The organism is Sinorhizobium sp. BJ1, from assembly GCF_002531555.1.
Taxonomy (GTDB): Bacteria; Pseudomonadota; Alphaproteobacteria; order Rhizobiales; family Rhizobiaceae; genus Sinorhizobium; species Sinorhizobium fredii_B.
In genome coordinates this window covers 198022-222791 of record NZ_NWTH01000001.1, presented here as the reverse complement: position 1 = coordinate 222791, position 24770 = coordinate 198022, and the positions used below count along the sequence as shown (strand labels likewise).

General features: G+C 64.1%; 23 protein-coding genes and 1 pseudogene. 16 read left to right on the top strand and 8 right to left on the bottom strand.

Features of this window, described 5'->3' with window-relative positions; all coding sequences use genetic code 11:
* The first annotated feature begins 110 nt into the window (after window positions 1-110).
* Window positions 111-653: a YbhB/YbcL family Raf kinase inhibitor-like protein gene (locus tag CO676_RS01140; RefSeq protein ID WP_097519383.1), complete on the top strand. Its 543-nt coding sequence runs from the start codon at window positions 111-113 to the stop codon at window positions 651-653.
* Between the two features lie 164 nt (window positions 654-817).
* The gene (gene coaBC, locus CO676_RS01135) at window positions 818-2023 is read left to right on the top strand and encodes a bifunctional phosphopantothenoylcysteine decarboxylase/phosphopantothenate--cysteine ligase CoaBC (RefSeq protein ID WP_097519382.1); all 1206 of its coding nucleotides are present in this window, start codon (window positions 818-820) and stop codon (window positions 2021-2023) included.
* A gap of 13 nt (window positions 2024-2036) precedes the next feature.
* On the opposite strand, the gene CO676_RS01130 is transcribed toward coaBC, so the two are convergent.
* On the bottom strand, window positions 2037-2885 hold the full coding sequence (locus tag CO676_RS01130; protein WP_014766811.1) for a class II glutamine amidotransferase: 849 nt from the start codon (window positions 2883-2885) through the stop codon (window positions 2037-2039).
* Between the two features lie 257 nt (window positions 2886-3142).
* On the opposite strand from CO676_RS01130, the gene CO676_RS01125 reads away from it, so the two are divergent.
* From CO676_RS01125 to CO676_RS01095, 7 genes are all read left to right on the top strand, one after another.
* On the top strand, window positions 3143-4273 hold the full coding sequence (locus CO676_RS01125; protein WP_097519380.1) for a Gfo/Idh/MocA family oxidoreductase: 1131 nt from the start codon (window positions 3143-3145) through the stop codon (window positions 4271-4273).
* Window positions 4274-4389: 116 nt separating this feature from the next.
* Window positions 4390-5250: a MurR/RpiR family transcriptional regulator gene (locus CO676_RS01120; RefSeq protein ID WP_097519379.1), complete on the top strand. Its 861-nt coding sequence runs from the start codon at window positions 4390-4392 to the stop codon at window positions 5248-5250.
* Window positions 5251-5359: 109 nt separating this feature from the next.
* On the top strand, window positions 5360-7312 hold the full coding sequence (iolC, locus tag CO676_RS01115; RefSeq protein ID WP_097519378.1) for a 5-dehydro-2-deoxygluconokinase: 1953 nt from the start codon (window positions 5360-5362) through the stop codon (window positions 7310-7312).
* 120 nt (window positions 7313-7432) lie between these two features.
* Complete coding sequence (iolD, locus tag CO676_RS01110) at window positions 7433-9286, top strand: 3D-(3,5/4)-trihydroxycyclohexane-1,2-dione acylhydrolase (decyclizing) (RefSeq protein ID WP_097519377.1); 1854 nt, start codon at window positions 7433-7435, stop codon at window positions 9284-9286.
* Between the two features lie 232 nt (window positions 9287-9518).
* Entirely contained in the window at window positions 9519-10421 is a 903-nt protein-coding gene (iolE, locus tag CO676_RS01105; protein WP_097519376.1) for a myo-inosose-2 dehydratase, read from the top strand.
* A gap of 142 nt (window positions 10422-10563) precedes the next feature.
* Window positions 10564-11364 carry a 5-deoxy-glucuronate isomerase gene (gene iolB / locus CO676_RS01100; RefSeq protein ID WP_097519375.1) on the top strand — a complete coding sequence of 267 codons (801 nt, stop codon included), beginning with the start codon at window positions 10564-10566 and terminating at the stop codon, window positions 11362-11364.
* 80 nt (window positions 11365-11444) lie between these two features.
* The gene (locus tag CO676_RS01095; protein ID WP_097519374.1) at window positions 11445-11849 is read left to right on the top strand and encodes a GFA family protein; all 405 of its coding nucleotides are present in this window, start codon (window positions 11445-11447) and stop codon (window positions 11847-11849) included.
* A 106-nt stretch (window positions 11850-11955) separates the two neighbouring features.
* Here CO676_RS01095 and CO676_RS01090 read toward each other — a convergent pair whose 3' ends face one another.
* Together CO676_RS01090 and CO676_RS01085 are read right to left on the bottom strand one after the other, a co-directional pair.
* On the bottom strand, window positions 11956-12939 hold the full coding sequence (locus CO676_RS01090; protein WP_097519373.1) for an NAD(P)-dependent oxidoreductase: 984 nt from the start codon (window positions 12937-12939) through the stop codon (window positions 11956-11958).
* Window positions 12940-13012: 73 nt separating this feature from the next.
* Complete coding sequence (locus CO676_RS01085) at window positions 13013-13534, bottom strand: helix-turn-helix transcriptional regulator (protein ID WP_097519372.1); 522 nt, start codon at window positions 13532-13534, stop codon at window positions 13013-13015.
* A 105-nt stretch (window positions 13535-13639) separates the two neighbouring features.
* Here CO676_RS01085 and CO676_RS01080 point away from each other — a divergent pair, with 105 nt between their 5' ends.
* The 3 genes from CO676_RS01080 (at window position 13640) to CO676_RS01070 (ending at window position 16151) form a co-directional block, all read left to right on the top strand.
* The gene (locus CO676_RS01080) at window positions 13640-14452 is read left to right on the top strand and encodes an AraC family transcriptional regulator (RefSeq protein ID WP_041415715.1); all 813 of its coding nucleotides are present in this window, start codon (window positions 13640-13642) and stop codon (window positions 14450-14452) included.
* An 81-nt stretch (window positions 14453-14533) separates the two neighbouring features.
* A complete protein-coding gene (locus CO676_RS01075) occupies window positions 14534-15445 on the top strand; it encodes a DMT family transporter (RefSeq protein WP_097519371.1) in 912 nt (303 codons plus the stop codon).
* A gap of 13 nt (window positions 15446-15458) precedes the next feature.
* The gene (locus CO676_RS01070) at window positions 15459-16151 is read left to right on the top strand and encodes a phenylalanine--tRNA ligase beta subunit-related protein (RefSeq protein WP_097519370.1); all 693 of its coding nucleotides are present in this window, start codon (window positions 15459-15461) and stop codon (window positions 16149-16151) included.
* 196 nt (window positions 16152-16347) lie between these two features.
* On the opposite strand, the gene CO676_RS01065 is transcribed toward CO676_RS01070, so the two are convergent.
* A complete protein-coding gene (locus tag CO676_RS01065; protein ID WP_097519369.1) occupies window positions 16348-17931 on the bottom strand; it encodes a peptide chain release factor 3 in 1584 nt (527 codons plus the stop codon).
* 98 nt (window positions 17932-18029) lie between these two features.
* Here CO676_RS01065 and dut point away from each other — a divergent pair, with 98 nt between their 5' ends.
* Window positions 18030-18500 (top strand): dUTP diphosphatase, encoded by a 471-nt coding sequence (gene dut, locus CO676_RS01060; RefSeq protein ID WP_179875381.1) that lies wholly within the window; start codon window positions 18030-18032, stop codon window positions 18498-18500.
* Here dut and CO676_RS01055 read toward each other — a convergent pair.
* On the bottom strand, window positions 18493-18930 hold the full coding sequence (locus tag CO676_RS01055) for an Lrp/AsnC family transcriptional regulator (protein WP_097519531.1): 438 nt from the start codon (window positions 18928-18930) through the stop codon (window positions 18493-18495). The two genes, dut and CO676_RS01055, sit on opposite strands and share 8 nt — an antisense overlap.
* Window positions 18931-19063: 133 nt before the next feature.
* Between CO676_RS01055 and CO676_RS01050 the strand changes: the two genes are divergently transcribed.
* Together CO676_RS01050 and CO676_RS01045 are read left to right on the top strand one after the other, a co-directional pair.
* Window positions 19064-19975: a DMT family transporter gene (locus CO676_RS01050; RefSeq protein WP_097519367.1), complete on the top strand. Its 912-nt coding sequence runs from the start codon at window positions 19064-19066 to the stop codon at window positions 19973-19975.
* A complete protein-coding gene (locus tag CO676_RS01045) occupies window positions 19975-20265 on the top strand; it encodes an NIPSNAP family protein (protein ID WP_097519366.1) in 291 nt (96 codons plus the stop codon). The genes CO676_RS01050 and CO676_RS01045 overlap by 1 nt, the downstream gene beginning before the upstream one ends.
* A 6-nt stretch (window positions 20266-20271) precedes the next feature.
* On the opposite strand, the gene CO676_RS01040 is transcribed toward CO676_RS01045, so the two are convergent.
* Window positions 20272-20904: a LysE family translocator gene (locus CO676_RS01040; protein WP_097519365.1), complete on the bottom strand. Its 633-nt coding sequence runs from the start codon at window positions 20902-20904 to the stop codon at window positions 20272-20274.
* 223 nt (window positions 20905-21127) lie between these two features.
* Here CO676_RS01040 and cysK point away from each other — a divergent pair, with 223 nt between their 5' ends.
* Complete coding sequence (gene cysK / locus CO676_RS01035; protein ID WP_097519364.1) at window positions 21128-22096, top strand: cysteine synthase A; 969 nt, start codon at window positions 21128-21130, stop codon at window positions 22094-22096.
* A 27-nt stretch (window positions 22097-22123) separates the two neighbouring features.
* Here cysK and CO676_RS01030 read toward each other — a convergent pair.
* Together CO676_RS01030 and gshB are read right to left on the bottom strand one after the other, a co-directional pair.
* A pseudogene (locus CO676_RS01030) lies at window positions 22124-23655 on the bottom strand (YifB family Mg chelatase-like AAA ATPase).
* A 129-nt stretch (window positions 23656-23784) separates the two neighbouring features.
* Window positions 23785-24732 carry a glutathione synthase gene (gene gshB, locus CO676_RS01025; RefSeq protein ID WP_014766789.1) on the bottom strand — a complete coding sequence of 316 codons (948 nt, stop codon included), beginning with the start codon at window positions 24730-24732 and terminating at the stop codon, window positions 23785-23787.
* Between the last annotated feature and the right edge of the window lie 38 nt (window positions 24733-24770).

The following is a 24770-nucleotide window of genomic DNA, read 5'->3' as shown; positions in this document are numbered from 1 at the left end:
CTGTTTCATGGAAACGCTGAATGACCTAACCCTTTGAATTATGCAATTCCGGACGGAAAAACCGTTACACACTTTTCGTGGAATTGCTCTAGCAACTGCAGGAAAGACCCATGCGTTTCATCACGACACTTCTCGCCCTGAGTTTCATCGGCGCCACTGCTGCGCACGCAGAAATGAAGTTGGCCTCGAGCGACCTGGCGGCCGGAAAATCCATGGCCGATATGCAGGTCTTCAACGGCTTCGGCTGCAGCGGCAAGAATGTCTCGCCAGAATTGAAATGGTCGGGTACGCCCTCGGGCACCAAGAGCTTCGCCATCATGGCCTACGATCCCGATGCCCCCACCGGCTCCGGCTGGTGGCACTGGACGGTGTTCAACCTTCCCGCCGATGCCACTGAGATTGCGACCGGCGCAAGCGGAGAGGGAAAGCTCCCCTCGGGCGCGATAGAGGGCCGCACCGACTTCGGTTCGTCCGGCTACGGTGGTGCATGCCCGCCGGAAGGCCATGGGCCGCACCGGTACCAGTTCACGGTCTACGCTCTGTCCCTCGACAAACTCCCACTCGACAAAGACGCCCCGGCCGCCATGGTTGGGTTCTTCGTCCGGGCCAATGCGCTGGACCAGGCAACGATCGAGGTCACGTACGAGCGCTGACCGGCGCCAGAGGCAGAAACGCTCTTGTACCTGCTGCGGATTTCCCGCCGCAGGTACAAGCGTTGCCGGCCACGTCCTCGCCGGCGGCGCTCCAATTGCGCGCGGCGATCCCGTCGGCTAGGGTCCGGACAAAGGGACAAGGAGCGGCCAAGGGTCGAAGCGGAATGACACTGTCGGGCAAGCGTATTCTCCTCATCATTTCCGGCGGCATCGCGGCCTATAAGGGCCTCGACCTCATCCGCCGGCTGCGCGAGCGCGGCGCCGCGGTGCGGCCTGTGATGACGGCGGGGGCGCAGCAGTTCGTGACGCCGCTTGCAGTCGGGGCGCTTTCCGCCTCCTATGTCTATACGGACCTCTTTTCGCGCGAGGACGAGCAGGATGTCGGCCATATCCGGCTGGCGCGCGAATGCGACCTCGTCGTCGTGGCGCCGGCGACGGCCGACCTGATGGCCAAGATGGCAAACGGCCACGCGGACGATCTCGCCTCGACCGTCCTGCTCGCGACCGATCGTCCTGTGCTCGTCGCCCCGGCGATGAACCCGAAGATGTGGACGCATCCGGCGACGCGTCGGAACAGCGCGACGCTCGCCGCCGACGGCATCCGCTTCGTCGGCCCGGCCTGGGGCGAGATGGCCGAGAGCGGCGAGGCCGGCGAGGGCCGGATGGCCGAGCCCTTGGAGATCGTCGCGGCGATCGAGGATCTGCTCGCCGGCGCGAAGCCGCTTGCCGGGCGGAAGGCGATCGTCACCTCCGGGCCGACGCACGAGCCGATCGACCCGGTTCGCTATATCGCCAACCGCTCATCCGGGAAACAGGGCCATGCGATCGCCGCAGCGCTGGCGCGGCTCGGGGCGGACGTCACCCTCGTCTCCGGGCCAGTGACAATCCCCGATCCCGCCGGCGTGCGCGTCATCCGCGTCGAGCGCGCCGAGGAGATGCGCGACGCGGTCGTTACCGCCTTGCCGGCCGATGTCGCCGTGATGGTCGCGGCGGTTGCCGACTGGCGCGTCGCCTCGGCCGCCGGCAACAAGATCAAGAAGCGGCCGGGCGATGCCCCGCTGCCGCTGCAGCTTGCCGAGAACCCCGACATCCTGAAGACCATCGGGCATCATGCATCACGACCAAAACTGGTGATCGGCTTTGCGGCAGAGACGGAAAACGTCGCCGAGAACGGCCGCGCCAAACTCGAAAGGAAAGGCGCCGACTACATTCTGGCGAACGACGTTTCGCCGGCGACCGGCATCATGGGGGGTGACCGCAACCGGATCAAACTGATCGGCCGCGACGGCACCGAAGAGTGGCCGGAGATGGCGAAGGACGACGTGGCCGACAAGCTCGCAGCGCTGATCGCCACGAAGCTCTTGCCGTAACGGCCGCCCTCGATCAGGCGACAGGGGCGCTGCTTGCGCGCTTCAAGGACGTGGAGGCCGCGGCAACGGGCTCCCGAACCGGAACGTCGGTCGCGCTGAAAAGCCGGACGTCGACGCCGCTTTCGCCGACGATGACGGCCGAGCCGTCCGGAATCTCGGCCCAGGCGTTGTCGTCGTCATTGAGTGGCTCCGAGACCAGGCAATAGCCGCCCTGCGGTCCCATCGGGGCGGCGTAGAGGGTCGGGGCCTTGCGGTCGGAGGCATAGCGGACCGCATAGAGATCATTGCCGTTGGAAAACGCCGCGGTGAAGCGGACGAGCACCCTCAGGCTCATTTGCTCTGCCAGGCGTTCTACGAAGCCGAGTGCTTCGGCAACCGCGCCGAGGGGATTGCGGTCGAGGCCGAACTGCAGGGCCAGGAGGAACAGCAGCTCCGAATCCGTCGTGCCGGTGCGGGCCGCATAGAGATCGTCAGCGAGCACATTTTCCATCGGCCGGCGCAGATGCTCGAAATGGCCGACCTGGCCGTTGTGCATGAAAGCCCAGCGGCCATGCACGAAAGGGTGGCAATTGTCGCGTCGCGTGCCGCCGCCGGTCGCCGCGCGAACATGGGCGAGGAAGAGACGGGAGCGGATCTGCCGGGCAATGCTCCTCAGGTTGCAGTCGGACCAGGCGGGCAGGATGTCGCGATAGCGGCCCGGCTCGTCGCGATCGCCATACCAGGCGATGCCGAAGCCGTCGCCATTGGTGGCCGTCTTCGCTCGCGTCGCGCAATGGGACTGTTCGATCAGCGAATGGGCCGGTGAGGTGACCAGTTCCTCAAGATAAAGCGGCTCTCCACGATAGGCTGCCCAGCGGCACATGCGTCGATCACTCCGGTTCAAGGTCTTCTGATAAAACGCGATTCGCCGACCAGCGTCACGGCGATGTTCCCACGGAACATGGTAAAAATGCGTTAACGCTTTTTGCATGGCGTGCTTTTCAAAGTAGCGAAACCTCGGAGCTGTAACGCTCAGCACACGCAAACGCAATTTCGAACAAACATTCCACATTGACAAGCTTCGCACATTTCATTTCATTTCCACCCGTCATGCGAGGGGCTCGGCCCGGGAGGAACGACATGAGCGGCAAGCGCAAACTGGGCGTCGGCTTGATCGGTACGGGCTTCATGGGCAAGGCCCATGCGCTTGGCTTCGCGATCGCAGCACGGGTCTTCGACCTGCCCTTCGAACTGGATCTGGTGACCGTTGCCGACGCGACCGCCGAAAGCGCCGAGGTCGCCCGCGCGCGTCTCGGCTTCAGGAATGCGACCGCCGACTGGCGCGATCTCCTGACCGATCCGCAAATCGACATCATCGACATCACCACGCCGAACCTCTTGCACAAGGAGATGGCGCTGGCGGCGATCGCCCATGGCAAGCACGTCTATTGCGAGAAGCCGCTGGCGCCGACCGTTGCCGACTGCGCCGAAATGGTCGCGGCGGCCGAGAAGGCGGGCCTCGTCACCCAGGTCGGCTTCAATTATCTGAAAAATCCGCTGATCTTCCTCGCCAAGGACATCATCGACAGCGGCGAGATCGGTGAGATCCGATCGTTCCGCGGCATCCATGCCGAAGATTTCATGGCCGACGCCAACATTCCGTGGGCCTGGCGTCTCGATCCGAGGAGCGGCGGCGGCGCGCTTGCCGACATCGGCAGCCACATCATCGCCTGCATGCGCCACCTCGTCGGGCCGATCAAATCCGTTCTCGCCGAAACCGTGATCCATATACCGGCACGTCCGGTCTCGCGCGACGCGACAGAGACCCGTGCGGTCGAAGTCGACGACATCGCCCGTGCCTTCGTTCGCTTCGAGAACGGCGCGAGCGGCAGTTTCGAGGCGAACTGGATCGCCACCGGCCGCAAGATGCAGCATGACTTCGAAATTTACGGTTCCAAGGGAAGCATCGCCTTTACCCAGGAGCGACTGAACGAAATCAAGGTCTATTATGCCGGCGACGACATTCGCAGCCGCGGCTTCCGCACCATCTGGGCGGGGCCGGAACATCCACCCTATGGCGCCTTCTGCGTGGCGCCCGGACACCAGATCGGCTTCAACGACCTTAAGGCCATCGAGGTGCACGAATTCCTTGAGGCGATTGCCAAGGGCGGAAAGCCTTCGACCGATTTCCGCGAAGGTTATGAGGTCCAGAAGGTGCTTTCGGCCACCTACCGGTCGGCCAGGACCAACGAGTGGGTCGACATCGGCTAATCCTCGATTGCAGGCGGAAAAACATCTGCGAAATAGAATGTTTGTTCTATGCCGGCGACGGCTAACCAATTAGAGTGAGGCAAACGGAACGCGAGCTGGCCTGGAGACGCTGAACGATGTCAATGCCGGAGACGACCACGGATGTCCCGCAGGATTTCGAGGCACTGAAGGCCGTCATCCTGGAGCGCAAGGCGCAGTTGCCGAAGCGGCTGAAGCAGGTGGCCGCCTATTCGCTCGACAATCCGGACGAGATCGCCTTCGGCACGGCGGCAAGCATCGCCACCTCCGCCGACGTCCAGCCCTCGACGCTCGTGCGCTTCGCCCAGCATTTCGGCTTCGAAGGTTTTTCAAGCCTTCAGCAGATCTTTCGGGCTCGCCTGCGCGAGCGGACGCCGGGCTACGAGGACCGGTTGAAGGCGCTCAGAGGCAACGAGCACAGCAAGCTCGAAAGCGGCTCGATCTTCAACGGCTTCGTCGCGGCGGCGCATCGCTCGCTCGAAAACATTGCGACATCGGTCGACCCGAAAGCCTTCGAGCAGGCTGTCGACATTCTCGCCAAGGCGGATACGATCTACCTGATCGCCAAGCGCCGCTCCTACCCGATTTCCAGCTACATGGCCTATGCCTTCGGCAAGCTGAAGGTGAAGTACCAACATGTCGGCACGGCCGCCGGCATCGACGACGACATGCTGGCGATGGCGACGAAACAGGATGCCGCCTTCGCCGTCAGTTTCTCGCCCTATGCATCGGAAAGTGCGGCCCAGGCACGCCTGCTCGCCGGCCGCAGGGTGCCCGTCGTGTCGCTGACCGATTCCGCCTTCTCGCCGCTTGCCGAGTCGTCGAAGGTCTGGTTCGAACTCGTCGAGGCTGATCACGCCGGCTTCCGCTCGCTTTCGGCCAGCATGGCCTTCGCCATGGCGCTGACGGTGGCCATCGCCGAAAAGCGCCGGCGTGCGGAGGACCCCGCGTCAATATAGAACGGAAATTCCATATTGACGAAATGACGGAATTTATGTTTCATATGCGCATCGCCCATGACATAAAGATAACTGTCGGCGCCAGCGCGGCGTTCGCGGGGAGGAAGCAGTGAGCCAGAGTCCGTCGGCCCAAATTCCATCGGTACAGGGCGCCAAGCCCCTCGACATCATCACGATCGGCAGAGCCTCGGTCGACCTTTACGGTCAGCAGATCGGCACGCGACTTGAAGACGTGGCGAGCTTTGCCAAGTCGGTCGGCGGCTGCCCCTGCAATATTTCGGTCGGCACCGCGCGCCTCGGTCTCAAATCGGCGCTGTTGACGCGCGTCGGTAACGAGCAGATGGGCCGCTTCATCCGCGAGCAGTTGCAACGCGAGGGCGTGGAGACCCGCGGCATCGTCACCGATCCGGAACGCCTGACCGCACTCGCGATTCTTTCCGTAGAAAACGAGAAATCCTTCCCGCTGCTTTTCTACCGCGACAACTGTGCCGACAACGCCCTCAATGAGGACGATATCGCGGAAGACTTCATCCGTTCCGCCCGCGCCATCCTCGTCACGGGTACGCATTTCTCGAAGCCCAACACGAATGCCGCGCAGCGCAAGGCGATCCGGATTGCCAAGGAGAGCGGCGCGAGGATCGTCTTCGATATCGATTATCGCCCGAATCTCTGGGGTCTTGCCGGCCACGATGCCGGCGAAAGCCGCTATATCGCTTCCGACCGCGTCTCGGCGCACTTGAAGATCGTGCTCGGCGACTGCGACTTGATCGTCGGCACCGAGGAAGAGGTCCTGATCGCCTCTGGCGAGAGCGACCTGCTCCAGGCCCTGAAGACGATCCGTTCCCTGTCCCAGGCGACGATCGTTCTGAAGCGCGGGCCGATGGGCTGCATCGTCTATGACGGGCCGATCTCGGACGATCTCGAAGACGGCATCGTCGGCAAGGGCTTCCCGATCGAGGTCTATAACGTCCTCGGCGCCGGCGACGCCTTCATGTCCGGCTTTCTGCGCGGCTGGCTCAAGGGAGAGCCGCATGCAACCTCCGCCACCTGGGCCAATGCCTGCGGCGCCTTTGCCGTGTCGCGGCTGCTCTGCGCGCCGGAAATTCCGACCTGGGTCGAACTGCAGTTCTTCCTGGAAAACGGCAGCAAGGAGAAGGCGCTGCGGAAGGACGAGGCGATCAACCACGTGCACTGGGCGACGACGCGCCGCCGCGAGATCCCGCTGCTGATGGCGCTCGCCATCGACCACCGCAGCCAGTTGGAGGATCTCGCCGAGGGCAATCCGGAACTATTGGCGCGCATCCCGGCTTTCAAGGCGCTCGCCGTCAAGGCCGCCGCCGACGTCGCCGGCGGCCGGGCCGGCTTCGGCTTGCTGATCGACGACAAATATGGCCGCGACGCGCTCTATGCCGCCGGTGCCTACCGCGACTTCTGGATCGGCAAGCCGATCGAGCTTCCGGGCTCGCGGCCGCTGCAGTTCGAATTCAGCCAGGATCTCGGCAGCCGCCTCATCGACTGGCCCGTCGATCACTGCATCAAGGTGCTGTCCTTCTACCACCCGGACGATCCGGCGGAACTCAAAGCCACCCAGGTCGCCAAGCTGCGCTCGGCGTTCGAGGCGGCACGCAAGGTCGGCCGCGAAATCCTGATCGAGATCATTGCCGGCAAGCACGGCCCGCTCGACGACGACACAATCCCGCGTGCGCTCACCGAGCTCTATGATGCCGGCCTGAAACCCGATTGGTGGAAGCTCGAGCCGCAGGCGAGCCGCAGCGCCTGGGCCGCCATCGACACCGTGATCGAGACACGCGATCCGCTCTGCAGGGGCGTCGTCCTCCTCGGGCTCGAGGCCCCCTACGATGTCCTCAAGGACGGCTTTGCGGCGGCAAGGACCTCGAAGACCGTGAAAGGATTTGCCGTCGGCCGGACGATCTTTGCCGATGCCGCCAAGGCTTGGCTCACGGGCTCGATGACCGACGAAGAGGCCGTCGCCGACATGGCGGCGAAATTCAAGGCCTTGGTGGATCTGTGGCTGCAATTGGGTGAAACCAAGGCTGCCTGATCATGACGAGGATAAAGTGGGAAGCGCCCGCCTCCTGCTCTACCTTACGGAATCGATAGCCGCCGGCGGCATCAAACGACAATGGGCGGAGCGGACTTCGCCACCTGGAGGAAATTCCAAATGAGCCAGAAAACCGTGCGCCTGACCATGGCACAGGCCGTGGCGCGGTTCATGACCCGGCAGATGACCGTCATCGACAGCAGGCGCGTGCCGATCTTCGGCGGCGTCTTCGCGATCTTCGGCCATGGCAATGTCGCCGGCGTCGGCGAGGCGCTCTATCAGATCCGGGAAACCCTACCGACCTATCGCGCCCAGAACGAACAGGGCATGGCGAACGCGGCGATCGCCTTCGCCAAGGCGAGCTTCCGTCGCCGCTTCATGGCCTGCACGAGTTCGATCGGTCCCGGCGCCCTCAACATGGTGACGTCGGCGGCACTCGCCCATGTCAACCGCCTGCCGGTCCTCTTCCTACCCGGCGACGTTTTCGCCAATCGCCGCCCCGACCCGGTACTGCAGCAGGTGGAAAGTTTTGGGGACGCCACGATCTCGGCAAATGACTGCTTCCGCCCTGTGTCGCGCTATTTCGACCGCATCACCCGGCCCGAGCAGATCATTCCGGCGCTTCGCCGCGCCATGCAGGTCCTGACCGACCCGGCCGATTGCGGCCCGGTGACACTGTCGCTCTGCCAGGACGTCCAGGCGGAAGCCTACGACTATCCGGAATCCTTCTTCGACGAGAAGGTCTGGATGCCGCGCCGCATCGAGCCTGATCTCGACGAGCTGGCCTTGGCGATCGCAACGCTGAAGGAAGCCAAGAAGCCGATCATCATCGCCGGCGGCGGCGTGCTCTACTCGGAAGCAACCGTCGAGCTTAAGGATTTCGCCGAGAAGCACGGCATTCCCGTCATGGAGACGCAGGCTGGCAAGTCAGCACTGCCGCACTCGCATCCGCTCAATATGGGCTCCGTCGGCGTCACCGGGACCTCCGCTTCCAATGCACTCGCCGAGGAGACCGACGTGGTGCTCGCCGTCGGCTCGCGGCTGCAGGATTTCACCACCGGCTCCTGGGCGCTCTTCAAGAACGACGAACTGAAGATCATTGGCCTGAATGTGCAGCCCTTCGATGCCGGCAAGCATAACGGCCTGCCGCTGATTTCCGACGCACGGGCCGGCCTAAACCGGATCTCCGGCGGGCTCGGCGGCTACAGGGCTGACCCAAGCTGGACCGAGAAGGCAAGGGCCGGCAAGGCCGAGTGGCTTGCCGAGGCCGACAAGGCGACGGCCACGACCAATGCGGCGCTTCCCTCCGACGCCCAGGTGATCGGCGCCGTCCAGCGCGCCCGCGGCGGCCAGAAGACGACGCTCGTCTGCGCGGCCGGCGGTCTGCCCGGCGAGCTGCACAAGCTCTGGCAGGCCGAAGAGCCCGGCGGCTATCATATGGAATACGGCTTCTCGACGATGGGCTATGAGGTGGCCGGCGGCCTCGGCGTGAAGCTCGCCAGACCCGAACGTGACGTGATCGTCATGGTCGGCGACGGCAGCTACATGATGCTGAACTCGGAAATCGCCTCCTCGATCATGCTCGGCGCCAAGGTCACGATCGTGCTTCTGGACAATGCCGGCTATGGCTGCATCAACCGGCTGCAGATGGAAACCGGCGGCGCCAACTTCAACAATCTCTTGCAGGACACCCACCACGTCGAACTTCCTGAGATCGACTTTGCCGCGCACGCCGCCGCGATGGGCGCGGTCACCCGCAAGGTCCGCTCGATCACGGAACTCGAAGCCGCGCTTGCGGAAACCGCAAGCGCGCAGCGCACGACCGTGATCGTCATCGACACCCATCCGCTGATCACCACAGAGGCCGGCGGCCATTGGTGGGACGTCGCGGTTCCGGAGATTTCGGACCGCGAGCAAGTGAAGACGGCGCGCGAGGGTTATGAGAAAGCGCTCCAATCGCAGCGCTTCGGCTGATCAGAACTCGGCGCCTGCGTGTTCTCGCGCGGGCGCCGTTCTGCATGTGATTGCCCCTCACCCTAACCCTCTCCCCGTAAACGGGGAGAGGGGATATGGAGGGCGCGGCACATCCCTTCTCCCCGCCTGCGGGGAGAAGGTGGCGGCAGCCGGATGAGGGGCCTTGTCGCCCCCCGAACAAAAGACAACGAACCGTCCGCCTCCGCGGATAATGCAATGGAAAGCAAAAGACATGATCCGCTACGGAACCAACCCGATCGCCTGGAGCAATGACGACGACCATTCGATCGGCGCGCATCTGACCCTCGAAGACTGCCTGTCCGATTGCCAGAAGATCGGCTTCGACGGCATCGAGAAGGGCCACAAGATGCCGTCCGATCCGGAAGGGCTGAAGGAGAAGCTTGGCTCCTATGATCTCGTCTTCGTCTCCGGCTGGCACTCGACCAACCTGCTGACCCACGATGTCGAAGCCGAGAAGAAGGCGATCCAGCCGCATCTCGATCTGCTGAAGCACAATGGCTGCAAGGTGGCGATCGTCTGCGAGACCTCGAACGCCATCCACGGCGACGATTCCAAGTCGCTCGTCAAGGACAAGCCGGTCCTGCCGGCGGATCAGTGGAAGAAATTCGGCGCCGATCTCGAGGCAATCGCTGCGTATTGCGCCGACCAAGGCATCGACCTCGTCTATCACCACCACATGGGGACGATCGTCCAGACCGGCGAGGAAATCGACCTCTTGATGCAGAACACCGGCCCGGCGACAAAGCTGCTGCTCGATACTGGCCACGCCTGGTTCGGCGGCTCTGATCCGGCCGAAGTGGCCGAGAAATACATGCACCGCGTCCGCCACATCCATTGCAAGAACGTTCGTCCCGCGGTCCGCAAGCTGGTCGAGGGCGAAGGCCTCTCCTTCCTCGAAGGCGTGCGCCGCGGCGTCTTCACGGTCCCTGGCGACTCGGAGGGCGGCGTCGATTTTCTGCCTGTGCTGAAAATCGCCGCCGAACACGGCTATGATGGCTGGCTGGTGATCGAGGCCGAGCAGGATTCGGTCGTGCGCAACCCCTTCGAATACCAGTCGCTCGGACTGAAATCGCTGAAGGCCTTTGCGAAAGAAGCGGGGCTCGACCGGGCATAGCTGCCCCTCATCCGGCTGCCGCCACCTTCTCCCCGCTGGCGGGGAGAAGGGATATGCCGCACCGTCCAAGTCCCCTCTCCCCGCGCGCGGAGAGGGCTAGGGTGAGGGCGGACCACAGACACCAAGATCAGGAGCCCCTCATATGTCCAAACTGCTCGTTAAACCGAAAGCACAATCCGGCTTGATGCAGGACATCACGCCCGAGAGCGCCGGCTGGACCTATGTCGGTTTCGCGCTCAACCGCCTGAAGCCCGGCGAGAGGGCCGGTGGCGAGGCGGGAGACAAGGAACTCTGCCTGGTGCTCGTCAGCGGCAAGGCGAAGATCTCCGTCGACGGCGAGAGCTTCGGCGAACTCGGCGAGCGCATGACGCCCTTCGAGGGACAGCCCTATGCGGTCTATGTGCCGAAGGGCAGCAAGTGGCAGGCCGAGGCGACGACGGACCTCGACCTAGCAGTCTGCTCCGCACCCGGCGGCGAGGGTTTTGAGGCTAAGGTCATCGGCCCCGGCACGCACCCGCAGATGACGCGCGGCAAGGGTACCAATACCCGCTATGTCACCAACATCATGCCGGAGGACGACGGCTCGGCGCAGTCGCTGCTGGTCGTCGAGGTGATCACGCCGGGCGGCCATACTTCTTCCTACCCGCCGCACAAGCACGACCAGGACAACCTGCCGGCCGAAAGCTATCTGGAAGAAACCTATTACCACCGCCTCAACCCGCCGCAGGGCTTCGCCATGCAGCGCGTCTATACGGACGATCGTTCGCTCGACGAGACCATGGCGGTGGAAGACGGCGACGTGACGCTCGTTCCGAAGGGCTACCATCCGGTCGCCGCGATCCACGGCTATGATTCCTACTATCTCAACGTCATGGCCGGGCCGAAGCGGATCTGGAAGTTCCACAATGCCAAGGAGCATGAGTGGCTGTTCACCGGCATCTGAGCCGCTACGGCCATTCACTCGGCGACAGGAGTGGGCGCCCTATCGTATCCTGCTGAGGCAAAGCGACGAGGAGCTCTCCCATGCACATTGACGGCCAATGCCATTGCGGCTTCGTGACCTATGAGGCGGAGATAGACCCCGAGGACGTCACGATCTGCCACTGCACCGACTGCCAGCGACTGACCGGCTCCGCCTATCGCGTGACGGCGAGCACGCCGTCCACATCGTTCCGGCTGAGGGGCGGCGAGCCGAAGCTCTACGTCAAGATCGGCGAGAACGGCCGCAAACGCCTGCAATTCTTCTGCCCGCAATGCGGCTCGCCCATCTATACGACCGGCACCGACGAGGATGCGGAGGAGATCGGCATCCGCGTCGGCACGATCAACCAGCGGGGCGAGCTCACGCCGCGGGCGCAAATCTGGTGTTCCTCCGCCCTGCCCTGGGTCGGCGACATCGGCAAACTGCCGGGGCAGCCTCGGGGCTAGAGGGGGCGGAAAGTGTTGATACCCCCTCTGCCCGGCAGGGCAGAGGGGGTATCACCCTGGGTAGCTCTTGCAGATGCGGCTCCGTGCTATGCCCGCCACAGCATGGTCACGCGACCGGATAGGGCCCTTCGGCAAAGACCGTGTCGTGATAGCCCTTCGAGCCGATTTCCTGGGCGAGCGGGCTGCGGAAGTCCTCGCTGCGCCGCAGGCTTCTCAGCACGTGGGTAAAATCGTATTTCGGCCGCCAGCCGAGCGAGGCCGTCGCCCGGGCGCTGACATAAACCCGGTCGATCGTCGGGAAGAGCCGCCACCCGCGCTCGGCGTAGAGCGCCTCGCATTCGGGAAAGTGACGCAGGACGACGGATGGCGCATCCACGCGCAACGCGGCCAGATCGTCCGGCGTAAAAGGCGTCGGCGCCGAGACGATATAGCGGCCGAAGCCGATCTCCTTCGCCCTGTCCAACGCCGAGAGATGCGCGCTTACGACGTCCTCTATGTCCGCCCGCCGGTAGAGCAACTCGTTCGCCTGGGCGTTCTCCGTTTCATAGCGACCACGGACTTCCGCGTCGTCGTCCGCCTCGGGAAAGAAGCGCGAGGTGCGCAGGATGAGGACGGGCAGACCGTGGCGCCGCGCGAAGAGTTCGCAAAGCCCTTCCGCCGCAACCTTGCTGACGCCGTAAATATTGCGCGGGATCGGCGTCACGTCCTCGGTGATCCAGGCTGCCGGGGCATCGGGCCGCGGGGTCAGCGCCGAACCGAAGGCGCTGGTCGTGCTGGTGAAGACGAAGGCGCCGACATTCGCGTCCGATGCCGCTTCGAGCAGATTGAGCGTGCCGGCGATATTGGTTTCAACGAATTCGGAATAGCCGTGCGTCGCCACATGCGGCTTGTGCAGCGTCGCCGCATGGATGACGGCGCGCACGCCCTTGGTGGCGTGGCGGACGAAGGCGGGATCGGCGACCGAGCCAACTTGGTCGGTGAAATCCGAAGCCTTGATGTCGATGCCGCGCACCGGACGCCCTGCCCCGCGCAGCACCCGCATCAGCGCCTCGCCCAGATGGCCGGCGCTTCCCGTCACCAGTATAGTCATGCGTCTCTCCTCGTTTTCCTTGAGGCTAACCGCGGTCGGACGAGAGCAACAACGCATAAATTATGCGTTGCGATCACATCAACGTCGTCACCAGGCGCCCCGTCGCCCCATCGGCGAGCGGAATGCGTTCCCAGAGCACCCGGCTCGCGACGATCGGCACGTCGTCGCAACCGTTCGGTCCGGTTTCGACGACAAGCGTCGTTCGACCGTCGTACCAGCCAAGGTCCGGAAGCGTGCCCTCGGCCTGCTGGATAGCGTCAGATGCGTAACGGAACATCGGCGTCCCGAGCAGGTCTCGCCGCCATTCGCTCCGTCGGAGAGGTGATGCCGCCAGCAGCCGATGCGAGTGGTCGCAGATGAGGTGGGTGCGAGCCGTCGAGGTTTCGACCAGTCGCTTGACGGCGGCATCGGCGGTCGATGCCGGACGTGCGAAGAGGCGTTCAAGGGTGGCCCGCTGATCCTCGGCAGGTATGAGAACGCCGGTCTCCCAGCGCGATACGGTTGCCTGCGTGACGTCCAGGAGTTCCGCCACATGACTCTGCTTGAAGCCGCGCAAGAGCCGCAGGCGCTTCAACGCTCGCCCTGTGTAAAGCATTGCCACCTCCTTCGAAGCCGAACCGCGCGCCCGCTTTGCCGCCGGACAATGGAAAGGCTATACAAGCATTCCAGCTCAACGAAGAAAAGCAATGGCGATCGAAGCGTGACGAAAGGCCAATTCAGGGTGATGCCGCGCCGCATTGCCGGCGTCGACGTGGTCGAAGCCGCGACGCGCCATTCCTTTGCGCGCCACACCCACGAGCAGTTCGGCATCGGGCTCATTCATCAAGGCGCGCAGACGTCGCTGAGCGGGCGCGGCACCGTCGAAGCGGAAGCCGGCGACATGATCACCGTCAATCCGGGTGAGGTCCATGACGGAGCGCCGATCGGCGACGCCGGCCGTTCCTGGCGGATGCTCTATCTCGAACCGTCGCTGGTCGAGGCCGCTGTAAGCGACATCAGCGAAGGCCGAACAAAAACCCGCGAGTTCGCGGATCCTGTCATCCGCAGCGCCGCTCTTGCCGCCCGTTTTCGCTCGATCTTCGCGGTCGCGGCGACCGGAGGCTCCGCCGAGGCGACGCTTCAGTGGGAGGAACTGGCCGTGACGCTGCTCGCCGATGCGATGCATCTCGTGCCCCGGTCCCCCGACAGGCATAAAGTGCCCGCTTCAATCGCGGCGGCTGTCGCCCTGATCGACGACGATCCGCTGGCGCCCCTCACCCTCACCGACCTCGCCGCCGCCAGCGGATTGAGCCGGTTTCAGGTCGTGCGCGGCATTGACAGGGCAACCGGCCTGACGCCGCATGCCTATCTCATGCAGCGGCGGATCGACATCGTCCGCCGGCTGCTTGGCGAGGGCACACCGCTTGCGGAGGCGGCGATTGCCGGCGGCTTTGCCGACCAGAGCCACATGACGCGAGTCTTCGTCCGCAAATACGGATTTTCGCCCGGCGCCTATGCGCGGGCTGTGAATTGAATTCGGACCCTGCAATTCCGTTCAAGACCGCCAGTCCCTGATCCGGTTTTCTGCCGCCACAATCATGAGAGTGGCGGCAGCATGTCGAAGCAATTTCAAGGATATCTCTATCTGTCGCTCGCGATGCTGCTGGTGGGCAGCACGGTCGTCGCGAGCAAGATCATCGCCTCCGGCTTGCCGCCTTTCACGGCGACGGCGCTGCGTTTCGCCATTGCCTTGCCGCTTTTCCTCGTCCTCATTCGGCTGACCGCAACGCCGTGGCCGCGCGCCACAAGACGCGACTGGGTCATCCTGCTCCTGCAGGCCGGCGCCGGCAGCGTCGGCTATACGACCTTGCTGATTTCCGGTCTAAAGTTCACACCCGCAACGGACGCCGGCGTGATCATCGGTACGCTTCCCGTCGTCTCGGCCGCGATCGCCATCGTCGTCCTCGGTGAACGGCCGCAGCGCTCGGTTCTCCTGGCGGTCGCCCTTGCCGCCGCGGGGGTCTTGGCGATCGTTTTCCGACCCGATGCCGACCATCCGCATTCACTCGCGGGCAGCGCTCTGATTTTCGGCGCGGTCGTCTGCGAGGGCCTTTTCATCCTCCTCAACAAGCGTCTGAAAACGGAAATCCCGCCGCTCGCCCTGTCGAGCCTGATGGCGGGTCTCGGTGGCGCGATCGCCGCACCGATTGCGCTTGCGGAGCTTCCCTGGACCGGCCAGATGACCGTGTCGGCCATCGCGGCGGTGGTCTATTATGCGCTCGTGCCGACCGTCGGCGGCTTCGTGCTCTGGTATGCGGGGCTGGCGAAAGTGAGCGGTTCGGAGGCTTCGGTCTTCACCGCGCTGGCGCCGGTTTCCGCCGTGCTTCTTGCCTTCGCGGTGCTCGGCGAGCCCTTGGCGCTCAACCAGTTGCTCGGCATCGGCTGCGTTCTCGCCGCAGTCGTCGGCATTGGCCTGCCTGCATCGAGGACTCCGAGCGCCCTCAGCCCGCAATCCAAGGCACAGTGAGAAAGAGGACCCTATGTATTTCCGTCACTCGAGCGATATCTGGAGCGAGTTTCCCGAGCTTGCGGCGGGTGTCCTTCATGTAAAGGGCATCCATCGTGACGCATCCGTCGCAGCCCATGTCGCGCAGTTCGAGGCCGTGGCGAAAGCCCGACTTGCAGATGCTGCGGAGGGCGAGCTACCCGAAATCCAGGCCTGGCGCCGCGCCTTCTCGCGCATGGGGCTGAAGCCGACGCAATATCGCTCGGCCTCCGAGGCGCTGCTCCGGCGGTTCAGGAAGGAGGGAACGCTGCCAAAAATCCATCCGCTGATCGATCTTTGCAATGCGGCTTCGCTCGCCTTTGCCGTTCCCGTCGCCGTCTTCGATCTCGCCAAAGTGGCGGGCCATCTCGAGGTACGGCACGCTGCCGGAGACGAGATCTACGTGACGTTCGCCGGCGAGATCGAGCACCCCGAGCCGCACGAGGTCATCTATGCCGACGTGGAAGGCCGCGCCCATGCGCGCCGCTGGACCAATCGTCAGAGCGGCTATTCGGCCGTCCGGGACGACACTGCGAGCGTGTTGATCGTTGCCGAGGCGCTGCACGCCGGCGACGAAGCCGATGTCAGGCGGCTCGTGGACGACCTGCAGATGGCCATCCGCGCTATATGGTCCGTTGATCCGGGAACCGCGATGTTAGAACGCTCGGCACCGCGTTTCGATTTTTGACCGCCGCGCACGGCGCCTATCGGCTGTCGCGCAGTGGCGCCTCATCCGCCTGCCGGCACCTCCTCCCCGCAAGCGGGGCGAAGGGATATGCCGCGGCCTCCGAATCCCCTCTCCCCGCATGCGGGGAGAGGGCTGGGGTGAGGGGCAATTCCGCCCGAACTCCCGCGGCCGTTGAGATGGAATTCGACGGATCTCGTCAGGCCGCCTTGGCGACGTGATATTCCTTGATCGCCACCATCTTGATCGCCGGATAGCGTTCCGCCTCGTAGCGCAGCGAGAAGCCGTCCTGTGCCAAGAAGACCGGATCGCCGTCGAGGTCGCGGGCGATGTCGCCGCGGCGCGCCGTGAGGAACTTGTCGAGTTCGGCGGGATTGTCGGCGGAGACCCAGCGGCAGACGGAGAAGCGCGACATTTCAAAGGAGACGGGCAGGCCGTATTCCGCCTGCAGGCGCTCTTTCAAGACGTCGAGCTGCAGAGCGCCGACGACGCCGACGATTGCAGGCGCGCCATCCTCCGGCGAAAAGAGCTGCACGACGCCCTCTTCCGCCATCTGCTGCAGCGCCTCTTTCAGCTTCTTTGCCTTCATCGCGTCCTCGAGCCGGACACGGCGGAGAATTTCCGGCGCGAAGTTCGGGACGCCTTGGAAGACAAGCGGCTCGCCCTCGGTCAGCGTATCGCCGATCCGCAGCGTTCCGTGGTTCGGAATGCCGACCACGTCGCCGGCAAAGGCGGTGTCGGCAAGCTGGCGCTGCGAGGCGAAGAAGAATTGCGGTGCGGTCAACCCCATCTGTTTGCCGGTGCGCGACAACCGCGCCTTCATGCCACGCTCGAGCTTGCCCGAGCAGACCCGGACGAAGGCGATGCGGTCGCGGTGGTTCGGGTCCATGTTGGCCTGGATCTTGAAGACGAAGGCTGTCATCCGGTCGTCGGTCGCCTCGACGGTGCGGATGTCGGCGACCTGGGCGCGCGGCGGCGGCGCGAAGTCGCCGAGGGCATTGATCAGGTCGCGGACGCCGAAATTGCGGAGTGCCGAGCCGAAGAAGACCGGCGTCAGATGGCCTTCGAGGAAAGCCTTCCGGTCGAAGGGCTTGCAGGCCTCGATTGCCAGCATCGTCTCCTCGATGAAGGCGTCGCGCTCGTTTTCTGGCAGGCGATGCGAGGCCGTTTCCGGATCGTTGACTTTGGTCAGCCGCTCCTGCGTGTCGGCGCCGCGCACCTCGTTGGTGGCGAGATGATAGGTGCCGCAGAGGGTTTTCGCGCGGCCGATCGGCCAGGTGACCGGCGCGCAGTCGAGCGCCAGCTTTTGCTCGACCTCGTCCAATATCTCGAAGGGATCGCGGCTCTCGCGGTCCATCTTGTTGACGAAGGTGATGATCGGAATGTCGCGCAGGCGGCAGACCTCGAAGAGCTTCAAGGTTCGCGGCTCGATACCCTTGGCGGCGTCGATCACCATGACGGCGGCGTCCACCGCCGTCAGCGTGCGATAGGTGTCGTCGGCGAAGTCCTCGTGGCCGGGCGTGTCGAGCAGGTTGAAGACGGTGTCGTTGTATTCGAAGGTCATCACTGAGGTGACGACCGAGATGCCGCGCTCGCGCTCGATCTTCATCCAGTCGGAGCGGGTCTGGATACGATCCTTCTTGGCCTTGACCTCGCCGGCGAGCTGGATCGCGCCGCCGAAGAGCAGCAGCTTTTCGGTGAGCGTCGTCTTACCGGCGTCCGGGTGCGAAATGATCGCAAATGTGCGGCGGCGGGAGACCGCCTCGGCAATGCTTTCGGCCATGATCTGAGTATCCTGTGAGTTGCGGCGTCCTTTACAGGCTCGGGCGGCAATATGCAATTGACTGCTGGGAGGCAGACCCTGCTTATGGCGGAATGGCCATGCACAATTCCGAAGACCGCCCCGCTCTCACCCTGATCCGCCTGCCGCACGCGCAGGATCTCGACCTGCCGGCCTATGAGACGGCGGGGGCTGCGGGCATGGACTTGCGCGCCGCCCTTCCCGCCGACCAGCCGATAACGATACGACCTGGCGCACGGGAGCTGGTGCCGACGGGCTTCATCTTCGAAATCCCGGCCGGCTACGAAGGCCAGGTGCGGCCGCGCTCCGGGCTTGCCTTCAAGCATGGCATCACCTGCCTCAACTCGCCGGGCACGATCGACAGCGACTATCGCGGCGAGGTGAAGGTGCTGCTCGCAAATCTCGGCGACGAGGATTTCATCGTCGAGCGCGGCATGCGCATCGCCCAGATGGTGATCGCGCCGGTGACCCAGGTAGCGATCCGCGAGGCAGACGGCGTGACGACGACCGCTCGCGGCGCCGGCGGCTTCGGCTCGACGGGCGCTAAATAAGCGGCGGCAGGCGTCGTTTGACCGGGGTCGACTTGACGATCGAGGTGTTGGTCTGGGCCTTTTCGGCGATGCGGTCGAGGATCGTGTCGAGCTCTCCCATGTCACGCACGAGCATCTTGGCGATAAAGCAGTCATCGCCGGTAATCTTGTCGCATTCGACGATCTCCGGTGTCTCCTGGATCAGCCTTTCGACGATGTGCAGCATGCCCGGCATCGGCCTGACGCGGACCACCGCCTGCAGCGGATAGCCGAGCCGCGCCGGGTTGACCGAGACGGTGAAGCCGTTGATCACTCCGCGCTCCTCGAGCTTGCGCAGCCTTTCGGCCACGCTCGGCGAGGAAAGCCCCGCTTCCAGCGCGAGCTCCTTCAGCGAAACGCGGGCATTCGCCTCGAGAATTTCAAGAATGCGACGGTCAAGCTCGTCCAACATCGGCAGCCTTCTTAAAGCCAGATCGGCAAATTTGCCTTTCACTATTAGGCATGTTCGCACAACGTCCTTTTGTTTTCCATATAAAATCGCCGCATGACTCATTATCCTCTTCGCTGTCACAAGGAGCCATGCGATGAACGGCGATTTAGGGCGCGGAAGCGCGGAGATGACGGCGGCAATGCTGATTTCAGGAACGATCGGCTGGTTCGTGCTGATGTCGGGCCAGCCGGTGGCCGGCGTCGTTTTCTGGCGCTGCGTCTTCGGGGCCGTCACGCTCGCCATCCTCGCCGCGGCGCTCCGCCTCATCGATCTCAGGCATTTGCGGCCCAGGATCGTCGCCCTCGCCGTGCTTGGCGGTGTGGCGATCGTCGTCAACTGGCTGCTGCTCTTCAAAGCCTATTCGCACGCCTCGATCTCGATCGCAACGATGGTCTACAATACGCAGCCCTTCATGCTGCTCGGTCTCGGGGCACTTTTCCTCGGCGAGAAGATCACCCCTACCAAGCTCATCTGGCTCTCGGTCTCCTTTGTCGGCATGATGGCGATCGTCACCGCCAAGCCGGCGGGCGGCGCCGGGACCGGCCACTATCTCGCGGGCATCGCCCTCTCACTCGGCGCCGCCTTCTTCTACGCCATTGCGGCGATCGTCACCAAGCTTCTGAAAGGCACGCCGCCGCAGCTCATCGCGCTGATCCAGGTCGTCACCGGCGCGGCGATGCTCGCCCCCTTCGCCATCACTGCGCCGCTGCCGCAATCGGCGTTCCAATGGTCGCTGCTGATCACCATCGGCGTCGTCCACACCGGCATAATGTACATTCTGCTCTACGGCGCGATCCAGCGGCTGCCGACCCATGTGACGGGCGCGCTTTCCTTTATCTACCCGATCGCGGCGATCCTGGTCGACCGGATTGCCTTCGGGCATGAATTGCAGCCGGTGCAGATTGCCGGATCAGCCGCGATTTTGCTCGCAGCGGCCGGCACCAATCTCGGCTGGACGCTTCGTTCGGTCCCGCTTATCAAGAGGAAAGTCGAACGGAGCGCTTGATGATTACCTGCTATCTGAAATATGTCATCGACCCCTACAAGCTTGCGGAATTCGAGCACATTCCGCTGGTGAACAGGCTCGGCGGCACGCATCACGGCTATTTCATGCCACATGAGGGCGCCAGCAACATCGCGCTCGCGCTCTTCAGCTTTCCCTCGCTCGCGACTTACGAAACCTATCGCGAGAAGATGGCTGCGGATCCCGAATGCCAAGCGGCCTTCGCCTTTGCCGAACAGACGCGCTGCATTCTGAGTTACGAGCGCAGCTTCATGCGCCCGGTCTTCGAGTAACGCCTGTTACTTGCGAGCCTCGACAGCCAGGCTGACGGCGAGGCTTGCAAGCACCGTGCTCATCATCCAGCGCTGCACCAGCATGAAAAGCGGACGCCCAGCCAGGAAGGCGGCGATCGATCCGGCCGTCACCGCGATCAGCGCATTGACGGTGACGCTAATCATGATCTGCAGGCTGCCGAAGACGAGCGACTGCAGGAGCACGCTTCCGGTCTCCGGTCGGATGAACTGCGGCAGCAGTGAAAGATAGAGCGCCGCCACCTTGGGATTGAGCAGGCTGGTGACAAGCCCCATCACGAAGAGCTTGCGCGGTCCATCCTTCGGCAGGTCTCGGACCTGGAACAGCGAGCGGCCCCCGGGCTTCACGGCCTGCCAGGCAAGGTAAAGGAGATAGAGGGCACCCGCGAAGCACAGCGCGTTGTGGGCGAACGGGACCGCCAGCAGCAACGCAGTGATGCCGAGCGCGGCAAAGACCATATAGAAGACGAAGCCGATCGCCACGCCGCCGAGCGAGACGAGGCCGGCGGCCGGGCCCTGGCAGATCGAACGCGAGATCAGGTAGATCATGTTCGGCCCCGGCGTCAGCACCATGCCGAGCGCGATCAGGGCAAAGCCTATGAGGTTCTGAATGGCCGGCATGATGGGCCCCTTCCGCAATTTTCCGGAAGGTGTCCTTTCTCCTTGGTGCCGACAACGGCGTTCTTGTCACCCGGTCAAATTTCTTGCGAAATAATGATTTCCCAACCGGCGGTTTTGCAGCTGCTTTTTCTCTCCGTCGCGTCGTTCCGCGGCTGCCCCGCTCTGGTACGGCCGTCCCTTTGTCCCTATTCTCGCCACAGCACTTAAATGAAGGGAGAAATCCATGCCTGAAGCGCGCAAGCCCGGCCGCGGCCGCGTCTTTTCATCGATCACCGAAACGATCGGCGACACTCCGATCGTGCGGCTCGACAAGCTCGCCGGGGAAAAGGGCGTCAAGGCGAACCTGCTCGCCAAGCTGGAATTCTTCAATCCGATCGCCTCGGTCAAGGACCGCATCGGCGTCGCCATGGTCGAAGCGCTCGAAGCGCAGGGGAAGATCGCGCCCGGCCGCACGACGCTGATCGAGCCGACGTCGGGCAATACCGGCATTGCGCTTGCCTTCGTCGCCGCCGCCAAGGGCTACAAGCTGATCCTCACAATGCCCGAGACGATGTCGGTCGAGCGGCGCAAGATGCTGGCGCTGCTTGGCGCCGAACTGGTGCTGACGGAAGGGGCGAAGGGCATGAAGGGCGCCATCGCCAAGGCGCAGGAACTGGTCGAGACGCTGCCCGACGCGATCATTCCGCAGCAGTTCGAAAATCCTGCCAATCCGGAGATCCACCGCAGGACGACGGCCGAAGAGATCTGGAACGACACCGAAGGTAAAGTCGACATCCTCGTCTCCGGCATCGGTACGGGCGGCACGATCACCGGCGCTGGCCAGGTGCTGAAGGCCCGCAAGCCTTCGGTCAAGGTAATCGCCGTCGAGCCCGAGGAGTCTCCGATTCTCTCAGGTGGGGCGCCCGGTCCGCACAAGATACAGGGCATCGGTGCCGGTTTCGCGCCGGCGATCCTCGACACGAGCGTCTATGACGAGGTGATTACCGTCAACGCGAGCGAAGCGGTCGAGGCGGCGCGCCTCGTTGCCAGGCTCGAAGGCGTACCGGTCGGCATTTCCTCCGGTGCGGCGCTCCAGGCGGCGATCGAAGTCGGCCAGCGCGAGGAAAACGCCGGCAAGACCATCGTCGTGATCATTCCGTCCTTTGCGGAACGTTATCTTTCGACGGTGCTGTTCGAGGGGCTTGGCGCGTAGAGGCGCGGCGGCCGCCAGTCAGCATCGCTACGCCGCCGCCGGCAGCCGATCGCCGGCGACGCGGTAGGAGATCGCTTCGGCAAGATGGATGCGGCCGACCGTCGGCGCCTCGTCGAGATCGGCAAGCGTGCGGGCCACCTTCAAGACGCGGTGGTAGCCGCGTGCGGAGAACTTCATCTTTTCCGCGGCGTCCCTCAACAACTGCAGCCCCGCGGCGTCCGGCTCGGCAATCTTCTCGATCATCGCGGTCGCGCAGCGGGCATTGCTGGTCAGCCCTGGGTGGCCGAGGGCGGCGAAGCGGTCCACCTGAAGAGCCCGGGCGCGGGCGACGCGACTGGCGACTGCGGCGCTCGACTCGGCCGCGCCGGGCCGGATCAGATCGGCGGCGCTGACGGCCGGCACGTCGATGCGGATATCCAACCGGTCCATCAAGGGGCCCGAAATCCGCGCCTGGTAATCGGCCATGCAGCGTGGACCACGGGCGCAGCTGCGGCCCTGCTCGCCGGCCATGCCGCAGCGGCACGGGTTCATGGCGGCGACGAGCTGGATCGCCGCCGGATAGCTGACGCGGTGGTTGGCACGGGCGATGACACACTCTGCAGTTTCGAGCGGTTGGCGCAGCGCATCGAGCACCTGCGGCGGAAACTCCGGAAACTCGTCGAGAAACAGCACGCCGTGATGGGCAAGCGACGCCTCGCCCGGCTTTGCCCTGAGGCCGCCGCCGATCAGCGCCGCCATGGTGGCGGAATGGTGGGGCGCGCGGAACGGCCGGCGGTCGGAAAGCTTGCCGCCCGGCAATTGCCCGGCGATCGAATGGATCATCGAGACCTCGAGCAATTCGGACGGAGAGAGCGGCGGCAGGATGGAAGGCAGCCGCGCCGCGAGCATCGACTTGCCGGACCCTGGCGGGCCCACCATCAAGAGATTGTGGTTGCCGGCGGCCGCCACTTCGAGCGCCCGCTTGGCGCTCTCCTGGCCTTTGATGTCGGCGAGATCCGGAAGGTTGGCGGCCGCGGCCCGGATCGCCGGTTCGGGTCGCGAGAGCACTTGCGTGCCGCGGAAATGATTGGCGATGGCGATCAGGCTGCGCGGCGCGAGGATGTTGATGTCCGACCCGGCCCAGGCGGCTTCCGCTCCGCTTTCGGCCGGGCAGATCAGCCCCTTGCCGAGCGCATTGGCGCCGATTGCCGCCGGCAGAGCGCCGGCGACCGGCGCAATCGTGCCGTCGAGATTGAGCTCGCCGATGACGACATAGCCGGAAAGGGCGTCCGCGGGGATTGCGCCCAGCGACGCCATCAGGCCAAGTGCGATGGCAAGATCGAAGTGGCTGCCTTCCTTCGGCAGATCCGCGGGTGCGAGATTGACGCCACCCGTTTCGCCGGCAGCGCCAAGCCTGAGGCGTGGAGCGCCGCCTGGACGCGCTCGCGGCTTTCGGCAACCGCCTTGTCCGGAAGACCGACGATCTGCATGCCGACTTTTCCAGGCGCCACCATCACCTGGACGTCGACCGGAACGCCCTCGATACCTTGAAACGCAACCGTACTGACGCGCGCGACCATGATGCCCCCATTGCTCCAGCGCGCACCGCACAACCGCCGCCGGTAGCACGTCAAATCTTGCACGGTACACGCTTAAAAACAAGAACAATAATAGAACAAATGCCGCTGGCCGGTGTTGAACCGGCTTGATCAGCCGCGCTTTTTCTCGATCGCGTCCCAGAGCAGGCTCGCAACGTCGGCGCCGCCAAACTTCCTGACCTCGCGAATCCCGGTCGGCGAGGTCACGTTGATCTCGGTCATATAATCGCCGATCACGTCGATGCCGACGAAGAGGAAGCCGCGGGCTTTGAGCGCCGGCCCGATGCGGGCGCAGATTTCCCGTTCGCGGGCGGTGAGCTCGGTCGCCTCGGCCCGTCCGCCGACATGCATGTTTGATCGCGCGTCGTGCTCTGCGGGAACCCGGTTGATCGCACCGACCGGCTCGCCGTCGACGAGCAGGATACGCTTGTCGCCTTTTCTCACCGCCGGCAGATATTCCTGAGCGATGAAGGGCTCGCGGAACATCTGGCCGAACATTTCGAGCAGCGAAGAGAGATTGCGGTCGTCGCGCGCCGAATGGAAGACGCCGGCGCCGCCATTGCCGTAGAGCGGTTTCAGGATGATGTCGCCCATCTCCTCGCGGAAGCGGGCGATCTCGCTCGCATCGCGGGTGATCAGCGTCCGCGGCATCAGGTCGGGAAATTCGGTGACGAAGATTTTCTCCGGCGAATTCCTGACCCAGGCCGGGTCGTTGACGACGAGCGTCTTCGGATGCAGCCGCTCGAGCAGATGCGTCGAGGTGATATAGGCCATGTCGAAGGGCGGATCCTGGCGGAGCAGGATAACGTCCATGGTGGAAAGATCGATCCGTTCCGGCTCGCCGAGGGTGAAGTGGTCGCCCTTGACGTCGCGCAGCGTCATCTGCTGTGCGGTCGCAAAGACTTTGCCGTCGCGCAGCGAAAGTCTGTCGGGGGTATAATGGAACAGGCGGTAGCCGCGCGCCTGCGCCTCGAGACTCATGGCAAAGGTCGAATCGCCTGCAATGGTGATGCCCGACACATGGTCCATCTGGACCCCGACATTGACGATTCTTGCCATTCTACCGTTCCTGGTTGAACCTTTGCCGCATAAACCCG